We start from the raw sequence: 24,013 nt of genomic DNA on the forward strand, positions 1-24,013 counted from the left end.
CGCGGAAAGCAATACCCTGCCTCTATTCCGATCCCCGGAATAGAGGGCTTCAGATATCACGCCGCATATCGGGCGGAATCGGGAAGTCCGGCATGCCGGGCTTCGGCCCCCGGCCCTTGCGGAACTGACGCAACTGGAAGACGTAGGCCAGCACCTGAGCAATGGCCATGTACAGGCCGTCCGGAATCTCTTCACCAATATCGGTATTGTGATACACCGCCCGTGTCAGCGGCGGTGTTCGCAGCACCTCGACCTTGTTCTCCCTGGCAATTTCCATAATCTTGAAGGCCACCTCGTCTGCCCCCTTGGCTACCACCACTGGCGCGCCCATGGTTTTCTGATCGTACTTCAATGCCACGGCATAGTGTGTCGGGTTGGTAATCACCACATCGGCCTTGGGAACATCCTGCATCATCCGGCGCTGGGCCATCTCCCGCTGGAGCTGGCGAATCTTGCCTTTGACCTCCGGCTTGCCCTCGGTGTCCTTGTATTCGTCCTTGACCTCCTGCTTGGTCATACGGAGCTTTTTCTGGTGATCGTAGATCTGGAAAGGCACATCGATGGCGGCAATGGCAATGGTGGCGCAGGACAGGAAGAAGAAACTCCAGCCCAGGGTCCACAGCACGTGCTCCATGGCAGGTACGGTCGGCTCTTCGGCAATCGCAAGCAAGTCTTCGGTGCGAAGGTTCAGAATCAGGATGGCGACCGCCATCACCAGGCCCACTTTGGCAATGGCCTTGACCAGCTCGATCAGAGAGCGCATGGAGAACATTCGTCCCAGGCCCTTGATCGGATCCATCCGGTTGAATTTCGGTGCGATGGCCTTGGCACTGAACAGCAGACCGCCAATGCCAATGGAGCCGGCAATGGCGGCAATCAGCAACATCACCAGTATCGGTGACAGCGCCCAGGCGGCCTCTTTGGCCGCCAGTATCAGTTGAACACTCATATGCCGGGTATCAAAAATTGCTGAGCGCTCGATTACGAAGGAGTCGCGCATGATGGACTCAATAGAAGCGCCAAGCGACGTACCAAAAATCAGAAGCCCGCCAGCACCGGCCAGCAATACCGCCATGGTGGCGAGTTCCTTGGAACGAGCCGTCTGGCCTTCCTCCTTGGCCTTCTCCAGGCGTCGGGGGGTAGGCTCTTCGGTTTTTTCCTGACTGTTGTCGTTCTCTTCGGCCATGGTCAGGGTTGCCCTTGCAGAGCGCGCATGAAATCAAACGTTTCCCGCGTGTACTGATCGAAGTGTGGCAGGAAATTGGCGTGTAAGACCCAGATAGCAAACAACCCAAAAATCAGGCCAATCGGAAAGCCGAGGGCGAAGATGTTCATCTGAGGCGCCGCACGGGTCATTACACCGAAAGAGATGTTCACAATCAGAACCGCAGTCACGGCCGGCAATGCCAGCAACATGGCAGAGGCAAACATCCATGAAATGCGATGGGCCAGCGCCCACACACCATCCTGCCCCAGCCCCTCCAGGCCAATAGGCAAGGTGTAGAAACTCTCGATGAACACCTCGAAGGCCACCAGATGGCCATTCATCACCAGAAACAGCAGGGTAATGGTGATGGTGTAGATCTGTGCCAGTACCGGCACGTTAACCCCGTTCGCGGGGTCTACCATGGAAGCAAAGCCCAGGCCCATCTGCATCGCAATCATCTGGCCGGCGATCACAAACAGCTGCCAGAGTGCGGTCAGGGCGAAGCCCAGGCCGACGCCAATCAGGATCTGCTGCAGCGTAATGACGACCGCATCGGCACTGAGGGCTTCCACCTGGGGTACGGCAGGAATCATGGGCGCAATCAGAATGGTCATCAAAAGGGCCAGTCCCAGCCGAACACGGGCGGGTACCAGCTGGGTACCGAAGATGGGGATGACCATGAGAAAGCTGGCCAGCCGGAATAAGGGCCAGATATGCTGCCCCACCCACTGGCCAATCAGATCCGCACTGAACTCCGCCGGCAGCATGGGCTCAGCCGATCAGATAGGGAATGCGGGAGATCAGCCCGTTGGCGTGGTCCAGCAGGGTGGTCAGCATCCAGGGCCCGGCGGCAATGATCACGATCAGTGTGATCAGAAGGCGAGGCAGGAAACTGAGGGTCTGCTCGTTGATCTGGGTCGCCGCCTGGAAGGTACTGACCACAAGACCAATCACCAGGCCCGGCCCGATGATGACGGCAGACAGCAATACAATCAGCCAGAGCGCCTCTCGCAGTATGTCGATAACCGTTTCCGGAGTCATGATACCTCCTAGATCCCGTAACTGGCGGCCAGGGTTCCCATGATCAGGGCCCAGCCATCCACCAGCACAAACAGCATGATTTTAAACGGCAGCGAAATGATAATGGGTGACAGCATCATCATACCCATGGCCATCAGAACACTGGCCACCACCATGTCGATGATCAGGAATGGTATAAACAGAATAAACCCGATCTGGAACGCCGTCTTCAGTTCACTGGTGACAAACGCCGGCATCAGAATCCAGAAAGACACGTCCTGCGGTGTTTCATACTGAACATCGGCAATCCTCATGAACAGCGCCAGGTCGTCTTCTCGAGTCTGCTCCAGCATAAACTTGCGAAACGGCTGGCTGGCCAGCTCCACCGCCTCCAGTGAAGTCACCTCTTCCTGCAGGTAAGGTTGCAGGCCCACCCGGTTCGCCTCTTCCAGCACCGGCTTCATGATAAAAATGCTCAGAAACAGCGCCAGCCCCAGCAAAATCTGGTTGGAGGGTGTGGCCTGTAGCCCCAGAGCCTGACGAAGAATCGCAAAGACCACGATGATCCGGGTAAACGAGGTCATCATCATCAGCATGGCCGGCAGGAAAGTCAGCGCGGTCATCAGCGCCAGGATCTGCAGGGTTACCGAGTACTCCTCGGTGCCGTTCTCGCCGGGCTCAACCGTAAATGCCGGAATGCCGGGCAGATCAGCCTGGGCCAGGGCGGGAAGACAAAGGCCGGCAATCAGGGTAAGCCAGGGAAAACCGCGTTTGAGAATGGCCACCACCATGACGTTAGTCTTTCCTTTCCGGCGCTGACCAGGATTTGCCAATCATGGACTGCAGCTTGCGGGCGAAATCACTGGAATCGGCATTGCCGGCATCCACCACCGGCTGATCAAATACATGCAGGGTCCTGATCGTGCTGGGAGTAATACCAAGCAGAATCTGCTGCTGCCCCACTTCCACCAGCGCAATACGTTCCCTGGCACCGATGGCCAGCACAGACACCACCTTGATGGCGTTGTTGTTCATACCGGTCATGCCGCCCATCCGACGGATCAGCCACGCACAACCATAAATGATGGCCACCACCGCCAGCAGGCCCGCTCCCAGGCTCAGTATCGTCGCCACAGTATCCGGGGCACGCCCACCAGAGGCGGCGATTTCGCCCGCCTTTGCCGTTTCCTCGGCCAACAGCGGCAGCGGAGCCCACAACAGCAACCAGCCCGTCAGTCTTGCCATATTATTTCTGCAGCCGTTTGATTCGCTCACCCGGACTGATCACGTCCGTCAACCGGATACCAAACTTCTCATTGACCATGACCACCTCACCGTGGGCGATCAGGGTGCCATTAACCAGCACGTCCAGAGGCTCGCCCGCCAGCCGGTCCAGTTCAATCACCGAGCCCTGGTTCAGCTGGAGCAGGTTTCGTATCGGAATCTGGGTGTTCCCCACTTCCATGGAAATGGTAACCGGAATATCCAGGATTACGTCAATGTCAGGAGACTCACCACCACCAGCGCCCTGGTCCGCGCCAAACTCCTCCATGGGAACGGTGCGCACGTCCTGGCGTTCGGCTTCAGGTTGGTCGTCGCCACCTTCAGCCTCAGCCATAGCCGCTGCCCACTCGTCTTCCCGGGAGCCCTCTGCATCGCCAGACTCGTCCATTGCCGCTTCCCACTCGGCCGCCAGCTTTTCGTCTTCGCTGAGTTCCTGCTCGTCTTTCTTGTCGTCGTCAGCCATTGCGTCCCACCTTCAGTTGTTTCTTTACCTTGGGCAACTTGGCCCGGTCGTGAATCCTCAGCGCCAGCTTACCGTCGCGGGTGCCCAGCGTTGCCTTGTAGATTGGAATACCATTGGCGGTCACCGTCAGGTGCTCGGGAATCTCTACCGGAATCACATCGCCAGCTTTCATCCGGGCAATGTCACGCAACGATATGCGGCGCCGGCAGACGGTGGTATTGATGGGCACATTGACCTCTTTGATGTCCTCCTGCAAGGCGTTTACCCAGCGTTCGTCGACATCATCAATATCACTCTGCACACCCGCATCCAGCACATCGCGGATTGGCTCGATCATGGAATACGGCAGTGCGAAATGAAGTTCGCCGCCCCCCCCATCGAGTTCAATATGGAAGGTGCTGACCACGACCACTTCGCTCGGGCTGACGATGTTGGCCATGGCCGGGTTGACTTCCGAGCTGAGGTATTCGAATTCCACCTGCAAGACCGCATGCCAGGCTTCTTTCATGTCGTGGAAGACCTGATTCAGTACCATTTGCACAATTCGGGTTTCGGTCGGTGTGAATTCCCGACCCTCGATCTTGGCATGGCGGCCCTCACCACCGAAGAAGTTGTCCACCAGTTTGAACACCAGCTTGGCGTCCAGCACGAACAGGGATGTACCGCGTAACGGGCGAACCTTGCACAGGTTAAGGCTGGTGGGCACGTACAGGGTATGGATGTACTCACCGAACTTCATGATCTGGACGCCGCCGGTGGAGACATCGGCATTGCGGCGCAGCAGGTTGAACAGACTGATACGGGTATAGCGGGCAAAACGCTCGTTGATCATCTCGAGCGTTGGCATGCGGCCACGGACGATCCGATCCTGGCTGGCGAGGTCGTAGTTCTTTACGCCGGTATCATCGGTCTCTTCATAGGTATCGATGTCACCATCATCCACCCCGTGGAGGAGGGCATCGATCTCGTCCTGTGACAGTAAATCCTGCATACCTGTTCCTGCCCCTAACTGTTGGTTATCCGCCCGGTATGATTACTGAACCACAAAATTCCGGAACAATACCCGGTCGATTGCCGGCTCCCCTTCCTGCTCCAGCACCTGATTCACAGTCTGCAGCATGCTGTCGGCCAGCGTCTGACGACCTTCCGGCGTTTGCAACTGCATGAAGTCGCTGCTGCCCAGTACCATCACCAGTTGGCTGCGGATAAGCGGCATATGAACATCAGCAGCGGCCAGTGCCGCAGGATCTTTGGCTTCGAATGACACATAGACCTGGGCATAGCGCTGGCGACCCTGCGCCTGAACGGTAGTCACCAGGGCTTTCTCAATTTCGGTATAACTGCTGGCGACAAACGCGGGCTCTGCCGAAGTCGTGGTTTCGGCGTCATCTGCGCCGGGCAATCCTCCGCCCAGGAACCAGAGTGTCCCGACCACGGAAAGACCCACCGCCAGGATAATGATGATCACCAGCATGATGATCAGTTTCAGCTTGCCTTTTTTGGCAGGCGCTTCGGTCGCAGTATTTTCGGCCATAACACTCGCTTGTCACTTTTTTGGCGTCCGGGAAGCTCCGAACAACCTTTCTCCGATGTGATGCAAAGGCCGGGCCAGACAGCCCATCCCCTGTTGTCAGAACCGCAGTTTAGCGTTGCCGGAGGGGATGGGCAAAGAAGTCGGAAAACAGCAGGCTGAATTGTTCAGAAATCATCCGGACTCAGGCAAAGACGTCCACTTCACCCCGCCAGCCCAGATCAAGCTGGCCGGTGCTCAACGACTCTGCATCAGCATCGTGGCTGGCCAGTGATGATCCACCAGAAGACCGACCATCGGCCTCACCACTCTCGCCACCGGCCTGCTGACCGCCCTGGTCAGAGACATCAAACTGCCCCAGGGACAACCCCTGTTCACCCAGCATGTCGCGGAGCCGGTGGGAGTGCTGTTCGAGCTGCTCCCTCACCACCGGGTTGGCCGCATGCACGGTGACGCTGGCCTGATCGTTGTGGACTTTCACCTTGACTTCCATTGGCCCCATATCCGGAGGCGTGAGGTGTATTTCGGCAACCGACATATTGCGGGCGGTCAGCCAACTGAGCTTGCCCATGACCTTGTCGCCCCACTCCGCCTGTCCAACCGGCACATCCACCGAGGTGGTGTAGCCCCGGAGCGGAATGTTGGCGTCCGCAGCCAGTTTTCCGGGCTGTGCTGCCTGCTGCGCTGCGGTATCCATTACACTCTGGAATCTGGGATTGGAGAGCAGACTGGTCGGATCAACGGGACGGGCGCTCTCAGCGCTTGTCGCACCGGCAAGCAGGTCGGTTAGCTGCATGCCCGGAGCCAGAGCGGTGCTGCCTCCGCCGGCAGATGTTTGCCCCGGCAGGCCCTTGATCAGTCCGGAAGTGGCCTGAGTTCCTGTGAGCGCCATATTTGATGCCAGGCTCTCAGGTCCGCCCGTACCGGATTGGTTGGCGGCTGCAGGATACAGCGACTGAAGATTGGCGAATGTCAGGGGCATCAGCGGTTCGGCAACGACCAGGGCATCGTCTGCCTCAGTATCGCCGGTATTGCTGGTGTCACTGGCCGAGGAAGGACGGGCCGGTGAATCGGAGTCCGCTACCTGCTTTTGGTCAGTGGGCGTATCATTTTTTTCTGGCCGGGTACTGGAGGCTTCGGTTTTCTCATCGGCCCGGTCGGCTGCCTTGCGTTCCTGCGCGGCATCAGCCTGATCCCGACGTTCGGCGCGCTTGGCATCCATCCGCTTCTGCTCGGCCCTGGACAGCTCGTCAAAACGACTGTCACCGGCCTCCGGGTCCTTCCGGCCTTGCGATTTCGCTGCACCGACCTCTGGCTGACTCGTTTTCGCCGGTGCCTGGGGAAGTATGGTCTGTTGCATGGCAACCTCTTGCCGCTTTAGATCTCAGGTAGCCCCTGTTCGGAGCGTTTTCCTGAGAGCTGCAAAAGCGGTGCCAAACCTTCACACAGGGTGACGTTCAGGCCTCCTGGCCAAAGTTCAGCAAACGTCGAGCCACCTCCGAAAACTCGGCCTCAATCCGTTCAAGCACTGCAGGGGCCTGTTCCAGAGTGGCGTCCTTGCCCAGTTGCTCGGCCTCAAAACACAGGCCTCCGAGCCTGGGAGCACCGATATTGATGCAACTGCCCTTGAAGCTGTGCGCGGTCTTGGCGAAGTGCTCCGGGTCGGCCGTTGCCAGCGCCTCTTTCAGGCCGTCAATGCGTGAACGGGAGTCTGCCAGGTAGGTCTGGATCAGGACATCAAACTCGTCTTCCATCACATCCTGCAGTTCGGCCAGCGCCTCCACGTCAAGATGGGGTTTGTCGTTCATTCGCTATCCTCGTTTGTCGGCACTCAGGCGCCACTGATTATGGCCGCGTCGGGGAACCACCAATCATAGACGATTTCCACGCGATTGCCCCGGCCGTGAACCTTGAGATTTCGCGTCATACGCCGGAGGATTTCCAGCCCCCGGCCCGCGTATCGGCCGGTTGAAGCCGCCTGCTGTTGCATCACTGTGTCAGAATATTCACCAAAATCAAAACCATCACCACTGTCTTCACAGACAACGGTAAGCGTACCTCCGCCCTCCCTGGGCTGATGCTCAAGAGAAAACCGTATGAAATGCCCATCGGTGCTCCCCAGTCTGCGCGTTCGCTCCTGATAATAACGACTGAAACCGCCTGGAGACGTTTTCCACTCTGAGGACAGGGCCAGAACACCGTGCTCAAGAGCATTGTTGTAGAGTTCCGACAACAGGGTGTAGACCTCGCCGCTTCGGCTCCTCAGTCCGGGCACCTCCATACAGATATGCAGTAAAAGCGGCAAGGGGTTGAAGTCTGCCAGGGTCTGTTCCCGAAGCTCATAGACACAACGCCAGTCCGTCGGGCCGGTCAGCGCGGATTCCGGTGTCTTGTCCGGCATTGCCTCCGGGGCTTGCGCCCGAACCATCTGCAGGCAGCACAGGGTCAGATCGTCGGCCAGTTCAGGCTGCCCGGTATGCTGCTGCATTCTCGCCAGCAGGGCCTCGAACGGCTCCTGCCCTGTTTCCAGCCCGGCGAGCACGTTCAGGACACCGTCCTCGCCCAGACTATCACCCGCACTGTTGGGCGCCTCCGGGAGCCCGTCGGTCATCATTACCAGCCAGTCGCCCGGCGCAGTGTCCAGTACCACCATGGACGCTGAGAACTGATCCGGCTCCTGAACACCCAGCGGCAGATGCCGGGAAGGAATGGCGATACGGTCGCCGCGGGCACGCAACAGCCAGCCATCAGGCAAACCACCGTTCCAGGCGCGCAGGCTGTTGTGTTTAAAATCCGCCTCAATCATCAGGCCGCAGCAAAACATGCCGACTGGCAGTATTCGCCGAAGCTTGCGGTTGATTTCCCGGAGTACATCCGGGGCTCCGAAGCCTTTGGCTGCCATGCCATAGAAGATTTCCGCAACGGGCATGGCGCCAATGGCGGCAGGCAATCCGTGCCCGGTGAAATCACCGAGGAAAACCAGGGTGCCCCCACCGGGGCGCTGGGCCGCAAAAAGTACATCACCGTTGAACACCGACAGGGGCGAAGCATGGTGACGAATGTTGGCTGCGTCCAGGCAACCGGTATGGGCAATGTTATCGAACACCCGCCGCGCCGTGCGCTGCTCTTCCAGCATCTGCTGGTTCTGCCGCCGAATCTGGTCACGCTGGTCCGACAGCGCCTGATGCAGAGCCCGCATACGGTTGAAAGCGTTGATCTTCGCCTCAAGAATCACGCGATTATAGGGTTTGACGAGAAAATCGTCGCCACCAGCCTCAAGGCACCGGGCCAGATCCCCGGCCCCGGACAGTGAGGTGAGAAAAATGAGCGGCACCAGCCGCTCACCCGCAAGAGCCTTGATTTGGCGGGCGGCTTCCATTCCGTCCATTCGGGGCATCAGGGCGTCCAGCAGCACCAGATCCGGCTGGGTTTCCCGGAACAGGTCCACCGCCTCGGTGCCGTCTTCGGCCTCGATCACGGTATGGCCCAGGCGGCTTACCAGCCGAGCCAGGATCAGCCTGTCGCTGGCACTGTCTTCGGCAAGAAGAACTTTCAAGGGAATGGCCTCAGCGAATGCTGAACAACTGCTCGAAATTGGAAATGGAGAGTATGCGCCGGACATCGCTGTTGCAGTTCTCGATCGAGATGCGGGCACCATCACCGCCGGCGTGATCCCTTAACAGAAGCAACATACCCAGAGCCGAGCTGTCGAGGTAGGTAGTATCTGAAAGATCGATAACGTAGTGTCTGACGGAGGGTTCACTGTGCTCGTAGGCGTCCCGAAAGGACTGATGGGTACTGAAATCGAACCGGCCTTCCACGCAGATCGTGAGTGTCTTGCCGTCATCGCTCCGGTGTGTCTCTATAGGCATTCCTGAACCTCCCGGCACATTCCACCAATGACTTTCCCTTGCCGCCGGCCATTGATGGCAAGCTTATCTGCTAAAGGATAGTCAAATTAACGAAAATTGCATCCGGGCTTTCTGACGCAGATCATCGGGGAAACAATTATCGCTGGCGCCGGGCAAAGGCCCGACCGGCAGCCTCGTCCGCCAGTTTCTGGTCTCTGAGATCCTGCTCCCGCTGTTCCTGTTGCCGGCAGGACTCGATGTATTTTTCCATGCCACGACGACGCTCCCAGGCCTGCTGCCACTCCCGGCGCCGAGCCTCAAATACCTGTTCCGCCTGTTGCATCTGCCGCTGTTGCTGGGCAATCACCTGGTCCAGCTGGGCGATAAACGCCTGCCAGGCCTGCAGCCGTGCCACAGCAACCACACCCTGCTGGTTGGCGCGAATCTGGTCGCGGTATTCCTGCTGATAGCGTTCCAGATTTTCCACCTGTTCCCGGTGTGCCTCCACCTGCTTACGGGCCTCACCAAGGCGCTCGAGCGCTTCCTGCTCTTTCCGTTCTTCAAGGGAGAGGACAACTTCAAGCCGTTTTGATCGCAGCATCAGGCATTATCCCGGTTGCCGGCGGGATTCGGCACCGCCGTCTTTCTGCGTTCCGGAGAGCGTCTTTCGGGCACTATGGCCAGCAGCTGCTCGATGGCCTCCGCGAGGGGAGCACTTTCATTCAGCCCCTGCTGCAGAAACTGGCGCATGTTGCCTATGTGCTGGATGGCAAAGTCGGTCTCCGGATCGGACCCCTTAACGTAGGCACCAACACTGATCAAATCGCGAGCCTGCTGATAACGGGAATACACCTGCTTGAATCTCTGGGCCCGGGAGAAGTGCTCCGGGTCTGTCACCTGGGGCATCACCCGGCTGATCGAGGCTTCCACATCGATGGCCGGATAATGACCTTCTTCCGCCAGGCGTCGGGATAATACGATATGACCATCGAGGATGGCCCGGGCTGCATCGGCAATGGGATCCTGCTGATCATCACCCTCCGTCAGAACGGTATAAAACGCAGTGATGGAACCGCCGCCGGGACGGCCATTGCCTGTGCGTTCAACCAGTTGTGGCAGCTTGGCAAAAACCGAGGGCGGATAACCCTTGGTCGCAGGTGGTTCGCCGACGGCCAGGGCAATCTCCCGCTGAGCCTGGGCATAACGGGTGAGAGAATCCATCAACAGCAGGACGCGCTTGCCCTGATCCCGGTAATACTCGGCGATTCGGGTGGTGAGCATGGCAGCGCGAAGGCGCATCAGTGGTGAATCGTCGGCCGGAGCGGCTACAACCACGGAACGGGCCAGGCCTTCATCGCCGAGGATGTCTTCGATGAATTCCTTGACCTCCCGGCCCCGTTCACCAATCAATCCAACCACCGTAATGTCAGCATCCGTGAACCGGGTCATCATTCCCAGCAGCATACTTTTACCGACGCCACTGCCGGCAAACAGGCCGAGACGCTGGCCCTGCCCCACGGTCAGCAACGCGTTAATTGCACGGATTCCCACATCCATGGACTGACGCACCGGAGCCCGGTTCAATGGGTTGATGATGTCTCCGGTCAGCTGCACTCTGGCCTCTGCCTGCAACGGTCCCTTGCCGTCCAGCGGGTCGCCGGCACCATTGACCACTCGCCCCAGCATTTGCGGGCCCACCGGCACCCTGCTGGCCGAGGCCAGAGGAATCACCCGGGCTCCGGGCTTGAGACCTTCGATGGCGGTCAGCGGCATCAGGTAAACCTTATCTTCCTCAAACCCCACCACTTCCGCTTCAACACTGGTGGCGCTATCACCCTGAATCAGACAACGGTCCCCCACCACCATCGGGCAACCCACGCACTCCAGCGTGAGACCCACCATGCGGGTGAGCCGGCCAGACAATTCTGGCGCAGGCTCGTCGCTGATGGCCCCCTGAAGCTGCCGTAACCGTTCAGCCAGGCGTGATGTCATCGTCCTGGCCCTGGTCGTTGAATTCGTCAGACTCGGATTCTGGTGGTGATGTCATGCCCGAATCACTCAGCACATCCCGGTGAAAATCGGTCAGCTCCCCCATACTGGGTGCCAGCTCCTCATGATCCGGACCGGCAGGCTCCGCCAGCTGTTCTTCCAGCATACCCTGAACCACCCGCTGGAAGCGCTTCTCCACGGTGTAATCCACCAGACTATGGCGCGATTCCACTTTACAGCCACCAGGCATGAGAGAGTCATCCTCAATGAGGACCGCCGGTGATTCCAGGCGCTCTGTGACTTCCCGTACCGGCTCGATATCGTCGGGGTGAATATGAATGCGTAGATTGTCGGCGGTAGAGGGCAGTGACGACAGAGCCCGACGCACCACCTGGCGAATCTGGGAGGAATCAATGCTGAGCTCACGGAAGACCACCGCCCGGGCCAATACGGTAGTGAGGTTGACCAGCACCGCTTCCAGCTCGTCTTCATGGCGTTCGATGGGCAACAACAGCTCACCCATCAGATGCTCCAGCCGTTCCATCCGGGAGGCAACTTCCTGACGCGTCTGCTCCGCTGCCTGCTGCTCACCCTCGCTCCGACCCTCCGCCTCGCCTGCGGCGTAGCCATCTTTGTGCCCGTCTGCGCGACCCTGCTCAAAGCCTTCCGCGTAACCAGCCTGCCGGCCCTCCTGAAAACCGTCCTCGCGGGCAGCCTGGCGAATCTCTTCCAGGTCGGCCGCGGTCAGCGGCTTGACTTCCTCTTCCTCGACAACCTGGTTTCCGCGCTCATCAAGCAGGGGCAATTCCCACCGTTCCCAGGCGGTCATCTGTTCTTTCGGTATGCGCTTGCTGTCCTGATCGGAATCTTTCATCACATCATTTCTTCGCCACTACCACCCAGCGAAATCTCGCCGGCTTCAGCCATACGGCGAGCAACGGTGATAATGTCTTTCTGGGCCGCTTCGACTTCGCTGACCTTGACCGGCCCCTTGGCTTCCAGATCATCCTGCAGCAACTCCGCAGCACGCTTGGACATGTTCTTGAAGATCTTCTCCTTGACGGCTTCGTCGGCACCTTTGAGCGCCACCACCAGCACCTCCGAGGAGACCTCTCGAAGCAGCGCCTGAATACCCCGATCATCAATATCCTTGAGGTTATCAAACACGAACATGAGGTCTTCAATGGTGGACGCCAGATCCGGATCCATGTCTTTGATGGAATCCATCAACGAGCCCTCAATCCCCCGATCCATGAAGTTCATGATATCGGCCGCTCGCTTCACGCCACCAATCCGACTGGTCTGGGAGGCCGCGCCACCAGAGAACTGCTTCTCAAGGATGTCGTTCAGTTCCTGCAGGGCCTGTGGCTGAATGCTTTCCAGCGATGCCACCCGCATCATCACATCCAGTCGCACTTTTTCATCAAGTGTGCCAAGAATTTCAGCGGCCTGGTCCGGGTCTAGGTAGGAGATAACAATAGCCTGAATCTGGGGATGCTCGTAACGGATAATATCTCCCACAGCCCGGGGCTCCATCCACTTAAGAGTATCCAGGCCGGTGGTATTGCCGCCAATCAGGATTCGGTCAATCAGGCTCGCGGCCTTGTCATCACCCAGCGCCTGGGTGAGCATCGCCCGGATATAGTCGTCATTACCAACCCCCAAACCGGTCTGGCCGCCGACAGCGTCCACAAACTGGTTAAGCACGTAGGTGACGTCGTCCTTGCTGACGTCTTTCATCTGCGCCATGGCGACGCCAACCCGCTGAACCTCTTTCGGCCCCATGTGCTTGAGCACCTCAGCAGCGTCCGCTTCACCCAGAGACATCAGCAGGATCGCTGCCTGCTCCACTCGCGGAATCTTGCGCTGCGGCTTTTTCGGGGCATCCCCCTGCAACTGGCCGTTTTCTTCAGTCATCGACGTTCACCCACTGGCGCATAACCTGTGCAACCCTGGCGGGATCTTCCGCAATCAGGCCTTTGAGTGCATTCAGCTGCCTATCATAGCTGTCTGTGGCGCCCGGCAAAAGCAAGTCATCCTGAGACGACATGGCATCGCGTAGTGCCTGCCCGCCTTCGATACCAGCAAGGCCACCATACTCCCCCTCTTCTCCGCCTTCACCACGCTCGCGGCGGCCGCCACCGGACAGCGTCTTCAGGGTGGGGCGCAGCAAGCCAAGAACCAGAATCAGAATGACCAGTCCTGCCAATACCTGCTTCATCAAATCCCAGAACCAGGGCTGCTCCCAGAAGCCCGGAGCTTCAAACTCCACCGCTTCCTCCGGGGCAAACGCCGTATTCATGACGGTAACGCTGTCTCCGCGGGACGCGGAATAGCCAACCGCATCACGCACCAGCATGCTCAGCCGTTGCAGTTCGGCCTCTGGCCAGGGTTGATAGCTCACCTCGCCGGTTTCAGGGTCGACCACTTTCATGTCATCCACGGCAAGGGCCACGGTCACCCGCTTAACCGCACCCAGCTCCTGACGGGTGTAGCTGACGGTACGATCCAGTTCATAGTTCCGGGTGGATTCACTCCGGACATTCACCGGCGGAGCTGCAGGAGCGCCATCTTCCCCTGGGGCGGCAGTGGCCTGCTCCGGAACCGTCGCAGCCCCTGGCGGCTGATTGGCCAGCGCACCGGGAATGCCACCCTGGGCTCCCGCCACACGCTGCTCAGACAACTCGCGCTCACTGCGCACCGCCTGTTGCTCCGGATTGTATAACTCCTCGGCACGCTCGACCGCAGAGAAGTCGAGGTCTGCGGTGACTTCCGCGCGGTAACGCCCTTCCCCGACAATCGGGCCAATCAATGAGGCGACACGGCGGGTCAGCCGCTCTTCAACCCTGGACGTGTATTCATACTGGTCTTTCATCCGGTCTGTTTCGGCCTGAACCTCATCGCCCGTCAACAGATTGCCGTTCTGGTCAACCACAGTCACCTGATCCCGGTTCATCATCGGGATGCTGCCGGCCACCAGGTTGACGATGGCCCGAATCTGTTCCGGCTCAGGACGACGGCCCGCAAACACCTCAAGGAACACCGAGGCGGTCGGTTCACGAGCATCCCGGATAAACACCGAACGCTCGGGAATGGCCAGGTGCACCCGGGCATTTCGAACACCGCGCATGGCGGCGATGGTCCGGGCCAGTTCGCCCTCCAGTCCGCGCCGGTAGCTGATGGTTTCCATAAACTGGGATGTCCCCAGACCACGTTCCTGGTCCAGCAACTCATAGCCCATGGTTTTCTGGTCGGTCACGCCCTCTGCGGCGAGTTTCAGGCGCGCGTTGTATACCTGCTCAGACGGCACCAGCAGCGCTCCGGTGCGGGGGTCCATCTTGTAATCGATACCGTTGCTGTCGAGGATGGTGGTCACGTCCTGCGGATTGTAGGCAGACAGATCCCCCACCACCGGCTGGTAATTGGGCTCCTGGGCCCAGAGCACCACAGCCACACCCAGCGCCACGCTGGCGGCCAGCCCCACCATAAGCCCGACCTGGCGGAGCAGATTCAATCGGTTAAACCCGAGCAAAAGATTGCTACGGCTCTCGGGAGTATCACTCTCCTGGGTAGCCGGCAGGTCAGAGGCGGCGGTTTCCGCGGGTACGCTTGCCATGCTGTTGCTCCGTTATCAGATCGGCATATTCATAATGTCTTCGTAGGCCCGCACAACCCGGTTACGCACCTGGGTCAGCGCCTCGAAAGACACGGAAGATTTCTGGGCAGCAATCATTACCCGGGTAATGTCCACGTTCGGATCGCCCATTTCGTAGGCCGTCCTGAGTTCACTGGCCTGACTCTGGACCTCGTGTACATTGTTGACGGCCTTGCCCAGCATATCGCTGAAGCTGGGAACTTCCTGGGTTTCCTGAACCTGTCGTGGGCCATCGATGCGGCCACGTACGGACTGATCCTGTTCAATCCTCTGGTTCTGCATCATCTGGGTACGCAGATTCCGGATCTCAGACAGAACATTGTTTATGTCGGCACGTTGAACCATCACACTCTCCCGGCGGCCCCGTCGGGCCTGTACTTGTTGCTGACTCAAATGAGCTGGAAGCAAGCAACAGGCCAGAAAAAATTAAACCATTTATTTCAACGGGTTAATAAAGCATTTCACAGTGGAAGGCGTCTACGTGACAAAGAATTGACAGGAGTGAAACCAGACCGAAAAAGAAGACCAGGCAGGCGGGTAAAAAAACGGCACCCCGAAGGGTGCCCGAAGGAATATAAGGTCGACAACAAAGGCCCTGACTCAGGCCATGGCCAGCTCCGCATCAAGATCGATACCGGCATCTCGCATCTGGGCCAGTTTGTAACGAAGCGTTCGCGGGCTGATGCCCAACTGCTCCGCTGCCCGGTTGCGCCTGCCACGCTCTTTCTTGAGGGTCTGGATAATAATACGGAACTCCTGTTGGCGCAGATCATCTCCGAGTGAGCCAATCGCCTCATCAGCCGCTGAATCCGCTTCCAGCCCGGCCTCGGGGTCTGGCACGTCAGCCGCAGGAACCTCCATGGACCTGGCGGAAATGGCCGGCTCGGCGGGAGCACCAAAATCAGCGGCACCGGTAATCCCAAGCTCCAGACAAAGATCGCCGGCGTGGATTACATTACCCTGATGCAACACCAGCGCCCGCTGAATGGCATTGTCCAGTTCCCGGACATTACCCGGCCAGGCATGAGCCATCAGTGCCTTACGGGCATCCTCGGCCAGGGTGATGCCGGTCAGCTTCATCTTGCGGCAATGCTTTTTCAACAGTGAACGGGCCAGGGGCAGAATATCCAGCGGCCGCTCCCGCAGGGGCTGCCACCGCATCGGGAACACCGTCAATCGATAATAAAGGTCTTCGCGGAACTTGCCCTCGCGCACGTAGTCCGCCAGATCACGGTTTGTGGTCGCCAGCACACGAACATCCAGCTGAATGGTCTTGCGACCACCGACGCGCTCCACTTCCCGCTCCTGCAACACTCGGAGCAGCTTGGACTGCAAACCAAGATCCATTTCGGAAATCTCGTCCAACAGGATGGTTCCGCCATTGGCCTGCTCGAATTTACCTGGGGAGGCTGCAACGGCACCCGTGAATGCACCTTTCTCGTGACCGAACAGAATGGCTTCCAGCATATTCTCCGGAATAGCTGCACAGTTGATCGCGACAAACGGCTCATCCGCTCGGGGTGACTGCTGATGGATATAGCGGGCCAACACTTCTTTACCGGTACCACTCTCACCGGAAATCATCACTGTGGAATCACTGGCCGCCACTTTCGCGGCCAACTGGAACATGCGTTTGCTGACCGGATCCTCAGCCACCGGCTCATCGCCAGCCTTTTGGCGGCTTCCGCCCACGACCCGACTGACCGCTTCCACCAGAACCTGAGGCTCAAACGGCTTGACCAGATAATCGATGGCACCGGATTGCATGGCAGATACCGCGTGGCTGATCTGGCCGTACGCGGTAATCAGCATCATGGGCAGCCCCGGATACAAGCGCTGAACTTCCGCCAACAACTCATGGCCGGACATGCCGGGCATATTGACATCGCTGACCACCATATCGACCGGCGCCCGGGCCAGGCTTGCCAGCGCATCTTCAGCGCTGGCCGCTTCCCGCACCTGGAATTTCGCCAGTTCCAGCGTCGTCACCAAAGCTTCGCGCAGGTCGTGGTCATCTTCCACAATCAGAATCTGGGCCTTTGCCATGCTATGTACCTCCAACCTGTTCTTTAAAACCGGGCTGTCAGAATCGGCAGCCGAACTATCGCGTCGGCACCTTGCTGTCCGGGGGATGAAATCGAAAACTCGCCCTGATGGGCCTTGACCACAGCCTGCACCACGGCCAGCCCGAGGCCGGTGCCATGGGACTTGGTGGTGTAGAAGGCTTCCATAATCCGACCTGCCTCGCCAGGCTCGAACCCGGGCCCATTATCGGAAACCCGGATCTCCAGGCGGTCGGAGGTGGCCGAAACAACGATTGAAACGTCGGCGGCCCCCGCCTCCAGACTGTTATTCACAAGATTGGTACAGGCGCCGACCAGGGCATCGCGATTGCACATCAGCCGGCAAGGCGTCTGCACCTGGTTGTCCAGGGCCACCTGCACACCTGGCGCAAGCTTGAGCCCATCCACAGCAGACTCCAGCGCTTCCACCAGACGCGACGAATCCAGCTCTTCCGCCAGTCGGGTTTCACCGCGGGCGAAGATCAACATGTCACGAACCTGCTGTTCCAGATGGGTCAGGCGGGACATCAGCCGGGAAGCGCAACGTTGACGTAGCTCCTCATCGAGATCCGGCTGGCTCAGATGGCCACCATAGAGAATGGCAGCAGACAGCGGTGTGCGAATCTGGTGGGCCAGGGACGCAACCATCTTGCCCATAGCAGAGAGGCGCTGGGCATGAGCCAGTTGCGACTGGAGCTGGCGCGTTTCAGTCAGATCGGTCAGCAGGATCAACTGACCCGGCTGATTCTCCATGGTACGGATCTCAATGCTGACCCGGCGACCATCCTTCAGGGACACCTCATGGCCATCATCGTTACGGGGCGCGAAACAGCGGCGGATAACGTCAATCCAGCGCTCGCCCTCAAGCGGCTCGCCCAGCAAGGCAATGGCGGCCGGGTTGCTCTGACTGACAGTGCCATGTTTGTCCAGCACCACCACACCCGCAGGCAGGGCATTGAGCAAGGTAGACAGACGATCTGCCAGCTGCTCTTTCTGCTCCAGCTCCTGCTGGCGCTGTCGCGATTCATAAGACAGCTCACCGGACAGCTGATTCACCCGAGACTCGAGTGTGCGATAGGAATCGGTAATCTGGCGAGACATGCGATTGAACAGTTCCAGCGCAGAATCTACAGCCTCATCGTCCTGCTGTGGAAACAGTGCTGTCACCTTGTCGTTGACATCAGCCGCAGCGTTGGCATCCGGCTGGTGGCGGGACTCCATAACGACATGTGCGTGGCTCATAACCTTTCCCCCTGACAGGCCCGGCGGGGCCATCAATACTTTTGTTCGGAAGGGTTAAAGCTAACAGCGTGCCAATTAATATTTATTGTTTATTTTCAGATAGTAACGAAACCAACGATACCCGGGGTGACGAATTACCGTCGGCCAGAAACAACAATGGCGTCGCAGGTTACAAACCTTTGACGCCACCTTTTACCGGTCACCCCGGTGCCATCAGGCTTCTTCTGAGTCGTCCCTCAGACCATACTTTCGCACTTTCTCCACCAGGGTGGTGCGCCGTATCCGCAGCTTCTCGGCAGCGCGGGCAACCACACCGCTGGCTTCATCAAGAGCCTGCTGAATTAACTGCTTTTCAAGATTGGAGAGATAGTCCTTCAGATCGATGCCATTCACCGGCAGCAACGCCGGCGCATCCAGTCCCACCAGCCCTGGTATGGATGAGGGCATACCGGAATCCTCTACCGGGCGATTCTCATCGTAATCATCCACATAGCGGAACTTCTTCGGCAATTCCTGCACTCCGATCACGCCATAGGGATGCATGATGGCAAGACGCTCCACCAGGTTCGCCAGCTCACGGACATTGCCCGGCCAATCATGACGACACAGGCTCATGATGGCCGCCGAGTTCATCCGCAATGAACCACGCTTCTCTTTTTCCATCCGGGAAATCAGCTCGTTGATCAGCAGTGGAATGTCTTCGACTCGCTCCCGGAGTGCCGGCATTTCGATGGGGAACACGTTCAGCCGGTAGTACAGATCCTCCCGGAAATCACCGGATTCAATCATGTCCTCAAGATGCTTGTGGGTCGCCGCAATCACCCGTACGTCAGCGGTCTGGGTGCGGTTACTGCCCACTTTTTCAAAGGTGCGTTCCTGCAGTACCCGCAGTATCTTCACCTGCATGTTCAGGGGCATATCACCAATTTCATCCAGGAACAAGGTGCCGCCTTCCGCCATCTCAAAGCGCCCTACCCTCGCCGTAATGGCACCGGTAAACGCGCCTTTCTCATGGCCAAAGAGCTCGCTTTCCAGCAGCTCTGCCGGAATAGCACCACAGTTCACCGGCACGAAGGGCTTATCGCGGCGGGAAGAATGGTAATGCAGATTGCGAGCAACCACTTCCTTCCCAGTACCGGACTCTCCGGTAATCAGCACGCTCACATCCTTGTCGGCCACCTGCTCCATCAACTGGCGCACTTGCTGGACTTTACGACTGGTTCCCACAAGGCTGCGGAACAGCTGCACACCACGCTGCTGGCCGCGCTGCTGGTTGCGGCTGAACTGGTCCCGATAGATCTGTGCGCGGTACAGGGAATCCACGAACTTGGTGTAGTTCAGCGGCCATTCCATCCGCGCAATCACTCGTGCCGCATCGTCCTCTGACATACCCTTGAGCTCAGGGTCGCCAACCAGCAACACTGGTACACCGGTCATGGCCCGGCACACCTGATCTATGGTGGAACAGGCGCCGGATTCGGTGCCGTTGACGACCGCTACCGAAACACTATCCCAGGCCTGATCATCGTCACTCGCCAAAAGCGCCAAAGCCTCGTCGCCGGAAATCACCTGCTCTTCACCGACAAACTCCAGAATGGTGACCAGATCTCGCCGTCTGGCTTCATCCTCACTCAGCACCAGCACTTTGTTATTTTTGGACATTCACAGGAATCTCTTCATGGATTTGTGCGGTATTTAAGACCGTATGTCGGCCCGAGTCAATTTTATGACGCTATCTTTGACGATTCGAGGAGACGCTCTGATAGGTTTTGGCGGCGTTACGGTTCTGGCTGACCCCCTTCAGTGAGGCTTTCGCCTCGTCGCGGGCCTTCACAGCGGCGGCATCGGCCTCGGCCACAAAACGATTCAGCGCTTCCAGTCGCTCACGTACCAATGTGGCGTCGATTCGGCCCTGTTCGAGCTCAGCCATCAACGGCTCCACCGTTGGCCGAACCCGGGTATTGAGCTGGCTCAACTGTTCCCAGTCCTGGTTGTCCAGGGCCTGCTTCAATTCGTGTTGGAGCTGATCCAGATCGGAAAGGAGGGTTTCAGGGTTGGCCATCAGCAATCTCCAGGGTTTGCAGGACAGGCTGGCCAACGGAAGGGCACCATCGAACAGCGATGGCGCCCCGCAACCGGACGATTAACGCCGAGCAGCGCGACGGGCCGCAGAGGCGGTAAACTCGTTACCACGATACCCCGGCGCAAAATTATAGGCGGGGTAACCGTTGTCCAGACCATCAATGTAATAACGGTTAGCCTTCAGATCATACGTCATTTCCATGGTGGTCCAGAAGACCGGCTCGCTGTAGTAGCTGATATTGTGAGCCTCCGAAACGCGCCAGAGCTCGCCTTTCTCGTTGTATTCCTCGGAGACCAGAATCTGCCAGCTGTCCTCGTCAATGTAGAACACACGGCGCTCGTAAATGTGACCGATACCGGTACGGCGCTTGGCCTCTACCACCCAGACCCGGTGCAGCTCATAGCGGGCGAGTGTCTGGTTGATGTGGTTCGGGCGGATGACGTCCTCAGGGCGAACACTGGAATCGTGAAGCTTGTATCCGTTGTAGGGAACCAGCAACTCCCGTTTACCTTTGAGTTCCCAGTCATACTGGTTAGGAGCGCCGTTATACATATCTTTCTGGTCTACCGAACGCAGAGAGGACGAATTCGGCAGGTCTGTCTCGTAGGCCAGGTTCGGAGAACGGCGCAGGCGTCGGGAGCCGGCGTCATAACGCCATGCAAGGCGAGGTGAACGAACCTGATCCAGAGTCTCGTGCACCAGGGTGATGGTGCCCGCCAGCGTGGTTGGGGCGATCGTCTCGGTTTTCAGGTAGAAGATCTTGTTGTCGATATCGGCAAGATCCGCACCTACCTGACTGTACGCGAGGAAATAATCATAATGATTGACCACCGGGTTGAAGGAACCGTCTTCCTGAGGGGTGGCTGAAGCACTACGGAAGGACACTTCCTCACCACGATACCGGAGAATGTGGTTCCAGATCGCTTCCAGACCATTCTGTGGAATGGGGAACGGACTGGTCATGATGGTGTCTCTTACCCCGTTTCCATTATCCAGCAGCTCGGCGGTCAGAGCATTCTGGCGAAACTTCTCGTATACATGTTCGGGAAACGCCGCTGTCCGACGGGTTTCATACACCGGCATGAAAAATGCCGGACCATATTGCTCCAGCATCCGGATGTGGCCGTCCGACAACTTATCCCGGTAAAGATCCAAGTTATCCCCCGTCACCACATACAGGGCGTCATCGCCAGGGAACGGATTGATTTCTACAGACCCCTCGCGCCAATTCGCCGGTGGCGTGGCAAGCCCGCCATCCCAGGCTGGAATGGTGCCCGCCGCGTTGCCCGCGCGCTCGGCACCAACCGGCGTCAACTCATTGTTAAGACGCGCGGCTTCAGCTTGTGTTACTTTTGCCAGCAGCGGACTGGACGCCCCCATAACAGCAACTGCGATGGCAGCAATTAATCGGTTTCGCATCCTCAACCTCCAGCGTGGGTCACTTGAGCGGTTAATACTCACCCAATTTGGCGCTCTTTTTGCCAGTTTCAAACGACCGTTTCAAGTGGTTGTTTGTAGTTTCTTGTGAAACGGCATTGCTGCAAAACGGACAGAGCGAGAAATAAACAGGCAAAAATGGTAGACTCCTTAAGCTTTACTGGCCTTTTTTCTCTGGCTTTCTGTTCGCAGGTTTCCTCATGGCATCGCAATGGCATTCCCTGGTTTCACAAAAGCTGTTTCTGGCCAAAACGTTACTGGCCCGGGTTGAGCACGATGCCGCGGCGACTGTGCCCGAACAGGAAGCTCAGCTGCAAGGCGCCATTGAGTTGCTGCTGCGGGCTCGCGAGCTCCTGCTGGTAATGATTGCCCGATGCCACCAGAACAAAGTCGACAGGCCTGCCTCCATTGACGAGCTGGAGGCCCTGTTTCCCTATCCGATTGCGGAAGCCGAAAAGCTGAGGGAACTATCTGAGACGACGGGCAGCTGGTGGCAGCACCTGAACCAACTGGAGGCTGCGGCTGCGGAGCCGCCCAAAACGCGGAAAACCGTAACGGAAGAAAACATTATTGCGGTCTCGGCAGACTTGGGGCCGGATCGGTCCGTTCAGGCCCTGAACAAGATACTGGCTGCCATGACTGGTTTAGCCAGAGAAATAGACGAGCAACACAGCGAGTGGTAATCCGCCTGGCGGAACCCAACCCATTAACATACGCTGACAGCAGATATAGGTTGAATGAATGTCACCTTCGTTTTTTGAAATTGTACAACTCGCCGACGGCGACTATGCGCTTCGCCGTATTGATGATGACGCTGCTCCACTGGTGCGCATTTCGTTCTCCGACGAAGCCCGGGAGATGCTGGACGACCGGGACATGAACGTCGCCAAGGCCATGATTGCCGCGGGCATAGAAGCCGCTGGCAACATCAGCCACGACATCGACTGGGAAGAGGACGACAGCGACTTCGCCGACAATCAGCCCCACTACACCCTGCACTGAGCACTTTTATCTCTGGCGCAACACCACACCGTGACTGTTGCCCTTGGCTGATGCCTGTTGCAACGTTTCAAGCGCCGCACGACTCAGTTTGTGAGTCCAGAGTACAACGGCATGGCAGGTACCCGCGCCCAGCGCCCGCTCAGCGAGTTCCTGCGCCGGGAACTCGGCCGTTGACCTCAACACCAGAATTTCACTGGCAACAATGCCGTGCATTTTCTGCCACTTGGCCACCAGGGACTGGGGCGGATCAATCCACGCCAGCCAGCGTTTCTCCTGGTTCAATTGTGTGAGCATTGGCAGCAGGAGCTGGAAATTTTCTACCTGCTCCTCCGGAAGGATGATCTCGGTAACATTGCCACCGAAGCCAGAAGCTGAACGCCGCTCCGAACCGGACGTTGCCGCCCTGGCCGCCGGCGCCCGCGCGCCAGAGGAAACCGCGCCAGCCGGAACAACAGCTGCCGGCTGAAATGCCATGTTCTGAGTGAAGCTCAACTGTTCCATTACTCACCTACCTGCGCCATGCGCTGCTGAATACGGTACTCAGTGAAGATCTGAGCGGCGGATAACGCCCACCCCGAGACCTTCAATAAACAATTCCTGCTCCGTGAGATCGACCTCAATCGGAGCAAACTCTTCATTCTCTGCAATCAACCAGACTTTGTTGCCTTCCCTGCGGAAGCGTTTGACCGTGACTTCCTCACCAACACGAGCGACAACAATCTGACCATTGTGGACATCCTGGGTGCTGTGCACCGCCAGCAGATCACCATCCAGAATCCCGATGTCTTTCATGCTCATCCCCCGCACTCGCAACAGATAATCTGCTGAAGGAGAGAAGAAACCCGGCTGCAGCGTGCAGTGATCTTCAATATGCTCCTGCGCCAGGATCGGACTACCGGCAGCAACCTGCCCGATGACCGGAAGCCCCAGATCTTCTTCCACCTCCGGTAAGCGGATGCCCCGGCTCGCTCCCGGCACCATCTCAATGGCGCCTTTCCTTGCCAGCGCCCTCAGATGTTCCTCTGCCGCATTGGCGGAACGGAATCCCAGCTCTGCGGCAATTTCGGCCCTGGTGGGCGGGTAGCCGGTCTCATCCACGTAACGTCGTATGATGTCCAGCACCTGGGATTGTCTTGCAGTCAGTTTCATCAGTCGGGCTCCGGAATTTCGATCCTGTTTTTTTATA

27 protein-coding genes are annotated in these 24,013 nt (G+C 58.2%); 2 read left to right on the top strand and 25 right to left on the bottom strand.

Translation table 11 applies throughout. The features are described 5' to 3' along the window. Positions 1 to 49 precede the first annotated feature (49 nt). The 23 genes from flhB to ACSSVV_RS02780 form a co-directional block, all read right to left on the bottom strand. Positions 50 to 1,186, bottom strand: coding sequence for a flagellar biosynthesis protein FlhB (gene flhB / locus ACSSVV_RS02670; RefSeq protein ID WP_011785455.1), 1,137 nt, complete (start codon positions 1,184 to 1,186; stop codon positions 50 to 52). Positions 1,187 to 1,188: 2 nt separating this feature from the next. Continuing rightward, positions 1,189 to 1,974, bottom strand: a complete 786-nt coding sequence (fliR, locus tag ACSSVV_RS02675; RefSeq protein ID WP_222447872.1) for a flagellar biosynthetic protein FliR — start codon at positions 1,972 to 1,974, stop codon at positions 1,189 to 1,191. 4 nt (positions 1,975 to 1,978) lie between these two features. Continuing rightward, positions 1,979 to 2,248 (bottom strand): flagellar biosynthesis protein FliQ, encoded by a 270-nt coding sequence (gene fliQ / locus ACSSVV_RS02680; RefSeq protein WP_011785457.1) that lies wholly within the window; start codon positions 2,246 to 2,248, stop codon positions 1,979 to 1,981. Between the two features lie 8 nt (positions 2,249 to 2,256). After that, positions 2,257 to 3,018 (bottom strand): flagellar type III secretion system pore protein FliP, encoded by a 762-nt coding sequence (gene fliP, locus ACSSVV_RS02685; RefSeq protein ID WP_023009863.1) that lies wholly within the window; start codon positions 3,016 to 3,018, stop codon positions 2,257 to 2,259. A 4-nt stretch (positions 3,019 to 3,022) separates the two neighbouring features. Next, positions 3,023 to 3,472 (bottom strand): flagellar biosynthetic protein FliO, encoded by a 450-nt coding sequence (fliO, locus tag ACSSVV_RS02690; RefSeq protein WP_454105495.1) that lies wholly within the window; start codon positions 3,470 to 3,472, stop codon positions 3,023 to 3,025. Between the two features lies 1 nt (position 3,473). Beyond that, entirely contained in the window at positions 3,474 to 3,974 is a 501-nt protein-coding gene (fliN, locus tag ACSSVV_RS02695; RefSeq protein WP_454105496.1) for a flagellar motor switch protein FliN, read from the bottom strand. Continuing rightward, a complete protein-coding gene (fliM, locus tag ACSSVV_RS02700; protein ID WP_011785461.1) occupies positions 3,967 to 4,965 on the bottom strand; it encodes a flagellar motor switch protein FliM in 999 nt (332 codons plus the stop codon). The genes fliN and fliM overlap by 8 nt, the downstream gene beginning before the upstream one ends. Before the next feature lie 42 nt (positions 4,966 to 5,007). Next, positions 5,008 to 5,508 carry a flagellar basal body-associated FliL family protein gene (locus tag ACSSVV_RS02705; RefSeq protein ID WP_011785462.1) on the bottom strand — a complete coding sequence of 167 codons (501 nt, stop codon included), beginning with the start codon at positions 5,506 to 5,508 and terminating at the stop codon, positions 5,008 to 5,010. A 181-nt stretch (positions 5,509 to 5,689) separates the two neighbouring features. Next, positions 5,690 to 6,865, bottom strand: coding sequence for a flagellar hook-length control protein FliK (locus ACSSVV_RS02710; protein WP_454105497.1), 1,176 nt, complete (start codon positions 6,863 to 6,865; stop codon positions 5,690 to 5,692). Positions 6,866 to 6,962: 97 nt separating this feature from the next. Next, positions 6,963 to 7,313, bottom strand: a complete 351-nt coding sequence (locus ACSSVV_RS02715; RefSeq protein WP_226611074.1) for an Hpt domain-containing protein — start codon at positions 7,311 to 7,313, stop codon at positions 6,963 to 6,965. Between the two features lie 23 nt (positions 7,314 to 7,336). Beyond that, a complete protein-coding gene (locus ACSSVV_RS02720) occupies positions 7,337 to 9,061 on the bottom strand; it encodes a SpoIIE family protein phosphatase (RefSeq protein ID WP_454105498.1) in 1,725 nt (574 codons plus the stop codon). A 10-nt stretch (positions 9,062 to 9,071) separates the two neighbouring features. Continuing rightward, the gene (locus ACSSVV_RS02725; RefSeq protein ID WP_454105499.1) at positions 9,072 to 9,377 is read right to left on the bottom strand and encodes an STAS domain-containing protein; all 306 of its coding nucleotides are present in this window, start codon (positions 9,375 to 9,377) and stop codon (positions 9,072 to 9,074) included. 136 nt (positions 9,378 to 9,513) lie between these two features. Beyond that, on the bottom strand, positions 9,514 to 9,957 hold the full coding sequence (gene fliJ / locus ACSSVV_RS02730; protein ID WP_454105500.1) for a flagellar export protein FliJ: 444 nt from the start codon (positions 9,955 to 9,957) through the stop codon (positions 9,514 to 9,516). Beyond that, positions 9,957 to 11,348 (bottom strand): flagellar protein export ATPase FliI, encoded by a 1,392-nt coding sequence (fliI, locus tag ACSSVV_RS02735; protein ID WP_454105501.1) that lies wholly within the window; start codon positions 11,346 to 11,348, stop codon positions 9,957 to 9,959. Before fliI ends, fliJ begins: the two co-directional genes overlap by 1 nt. After that, on the bottom strand, positions 11,329 to 12,219 hold the full coding sequence (locus ACSSVV_RS02740) for a flagellar assembly protein FliH (RefSeq protein WP_454105502.1): 891 nt from the start codon (positions 12,217 to 12,219) through the stop codon (positions 11,329 to 11,331). Before ACSSVV_RS02740 ends, fliI begins: the two co-directional genes overlap by 20 nt. Beyond that, positions 12,219 to 13,262 carry a flagellar motor switch protein FliG gene (fliG, locus tag ACSSVV_RS02745; protein ID WP_011785470.1) on the bottom strand — a complete coding sequence of 348 codons (1,044 nt, stop codon included), beginning with the start codon at positions 13,260 to 13,262 and terminating at the stop codon, positions 12,219 to 12,221. The genes ACSSVV_RS02740 and fliG overlap by 1 nt, the downstream gene beginning before the upstream one ends. Further along, positions 13,255 to 14,961, bottom strand: a complete 1,707-nt coding sequence (gene fliF / locus ACSSVV_RS02750; protein WP_454105503.1) for a flagellar basal-body MS-ring/collar protein FliF — start codon at positions 14,959 to 14,961, stop codon at positions 13,255 to 13,257. The genes fliG and fliF overlap by 8 nt, the downstream gene beginning before the upstream one ends. A gap of 15 nt (positions 14,962 to 14,976) precedes the next feature. Beyond that, positions 14,977 to 15,345, bottom strand: coding sequence for a flagellar hook-basal body complex protein FliE (gene fliE, locus ACSSVV_RS02755; protein ID WP_011785472.1), 369 nt, complete (start codon positions 15,343 to 15,345; stop codon positions 14,977 to 14,979). 255 nt (positions 15,346 to 15,600) lie between these two features. After that, positions 15,601 to 17,046 carry a sigma-54-dependent transcriptional regulator gene (locus tag ACSSVV_RS02760; RefSeq protein ID WP_222197318.1) on the bottom strand — a complete coding sequence of 482 codons (1,446 nt, stop codon included), beginning with the start codon at positions 17,044 to 17,046 and terminating at the stop codon, positions 15,601 to 15,603. Between the two features lie 23 nt (positions 17,047 to 17,069). Beyond that, a complete protein-coding gene (locus ACSSVV_RS02765; protein ID WP_454105504.1) occupies positions 17,070 to 18,305 on the bottom strand; it encodes a sensor histidine kinase in 1,236 nt (411 codons plus the stop codon). Positions 18,306 to 18,518: 213 nt separating this feature from the next. Next, complete coding sequence (locus ACSSVV_RS02770; protein ID WP_226611068.1) at positions 18,519 to 19,967, bottom strand: sigma-54 dependent transcriptional regulator; 1,449 nt, start codon at positions 19,965 to 19,967, stop codon at positions 18,519 to 18,521. A gap of 70 nt (positions 19,968 to 20,037) precedes the next feature. Beyond that, entirely contained in the window at positions 20,038 to 20,367 is a 330-nt protein-coding gene (locus ACSSVV_RS02775) for an SOS cell division inhibitor (protein WP_454105505.1), read from the bottom strand. A gap of 81 nt (positions 20,368 to 20,448) precedes the next feature. Next, positions 20,449 to 21,807 (bottom strand): DUF1329 domain-containing protein, encoded by a 1,359-nt coding sequence (locus tag ACSSVV_RS02780; protein WP_454105506.1) that lies wholly within the window; start codon positions 21,805 to 21,807, stop codon positions 20,449 to 20,451. A 218-nt stretch (positions 21,808 to 22,025) separates the two neighbouring features. Here ACSSVV_RS02780 and ACSSVV_RS02785 point away from each other — a divergent pair, with 218 nt between their 5' ends. Then, positions 22,026 to 22,508, top strand: a complete 483-nt coding sequence (locus ACSSVV_RS02785) for a DUF6586 family protein (protein WP_454105507.1) — start codon at positions 22,026 to 22,028, stop codon at positions 22,506 to 22,508. Between the two features lie 58 nt (positions 22,509 to 22,566). Further along, the gene (locus ACSSVV_RS02790) at positions 22,567 to 22,827 is read left to right on the top strand and encodes a hypothetical protein (protein ID WP_454105508.1); all 261 of its coding nucleotides are present in this window, start codon (positions 22,567 to 22,569) and stop codon (positions 22,825 to 22,827) included. A gap of 6 nt (positions 22,828 to 22,833) precedes the next feature. Here the strand turns inward: ACSSVV_RS02790 and ACSSVV_RS02795 are convergent, their stop codons facing one another. Further along, positions 22,834 to 23,328 (bottom strand): cell division inhibitor SulA, encoded by a 495-nt coding sequence (locus tag ACSSVV_RS02795; protein ID WP_454105509.1) that lies wholly within the window; start codon positions 23,326 to 23,328, stop codon positions 22,834 to 22,836. Between the two features lie 39 nt (positions 23,329 to 23,367). Further along, complete coding sequence (gene lexA, locus ACSSVV_RS02800; protein ID WP_454105540.1) at positions 23,368 to 23,979, bottom strand: transcriptional repressor LexA; 612 nt, start codon at positions 23,977 to 23,979, stop codon at positions 23,368 to 23,370. Between the last annotated feature and the right edge of the window lie 34 nt (positions 23,980 to 24,013).

This window comes from Marinobacter sp. MBR-105, assembly GCF_053628895.1.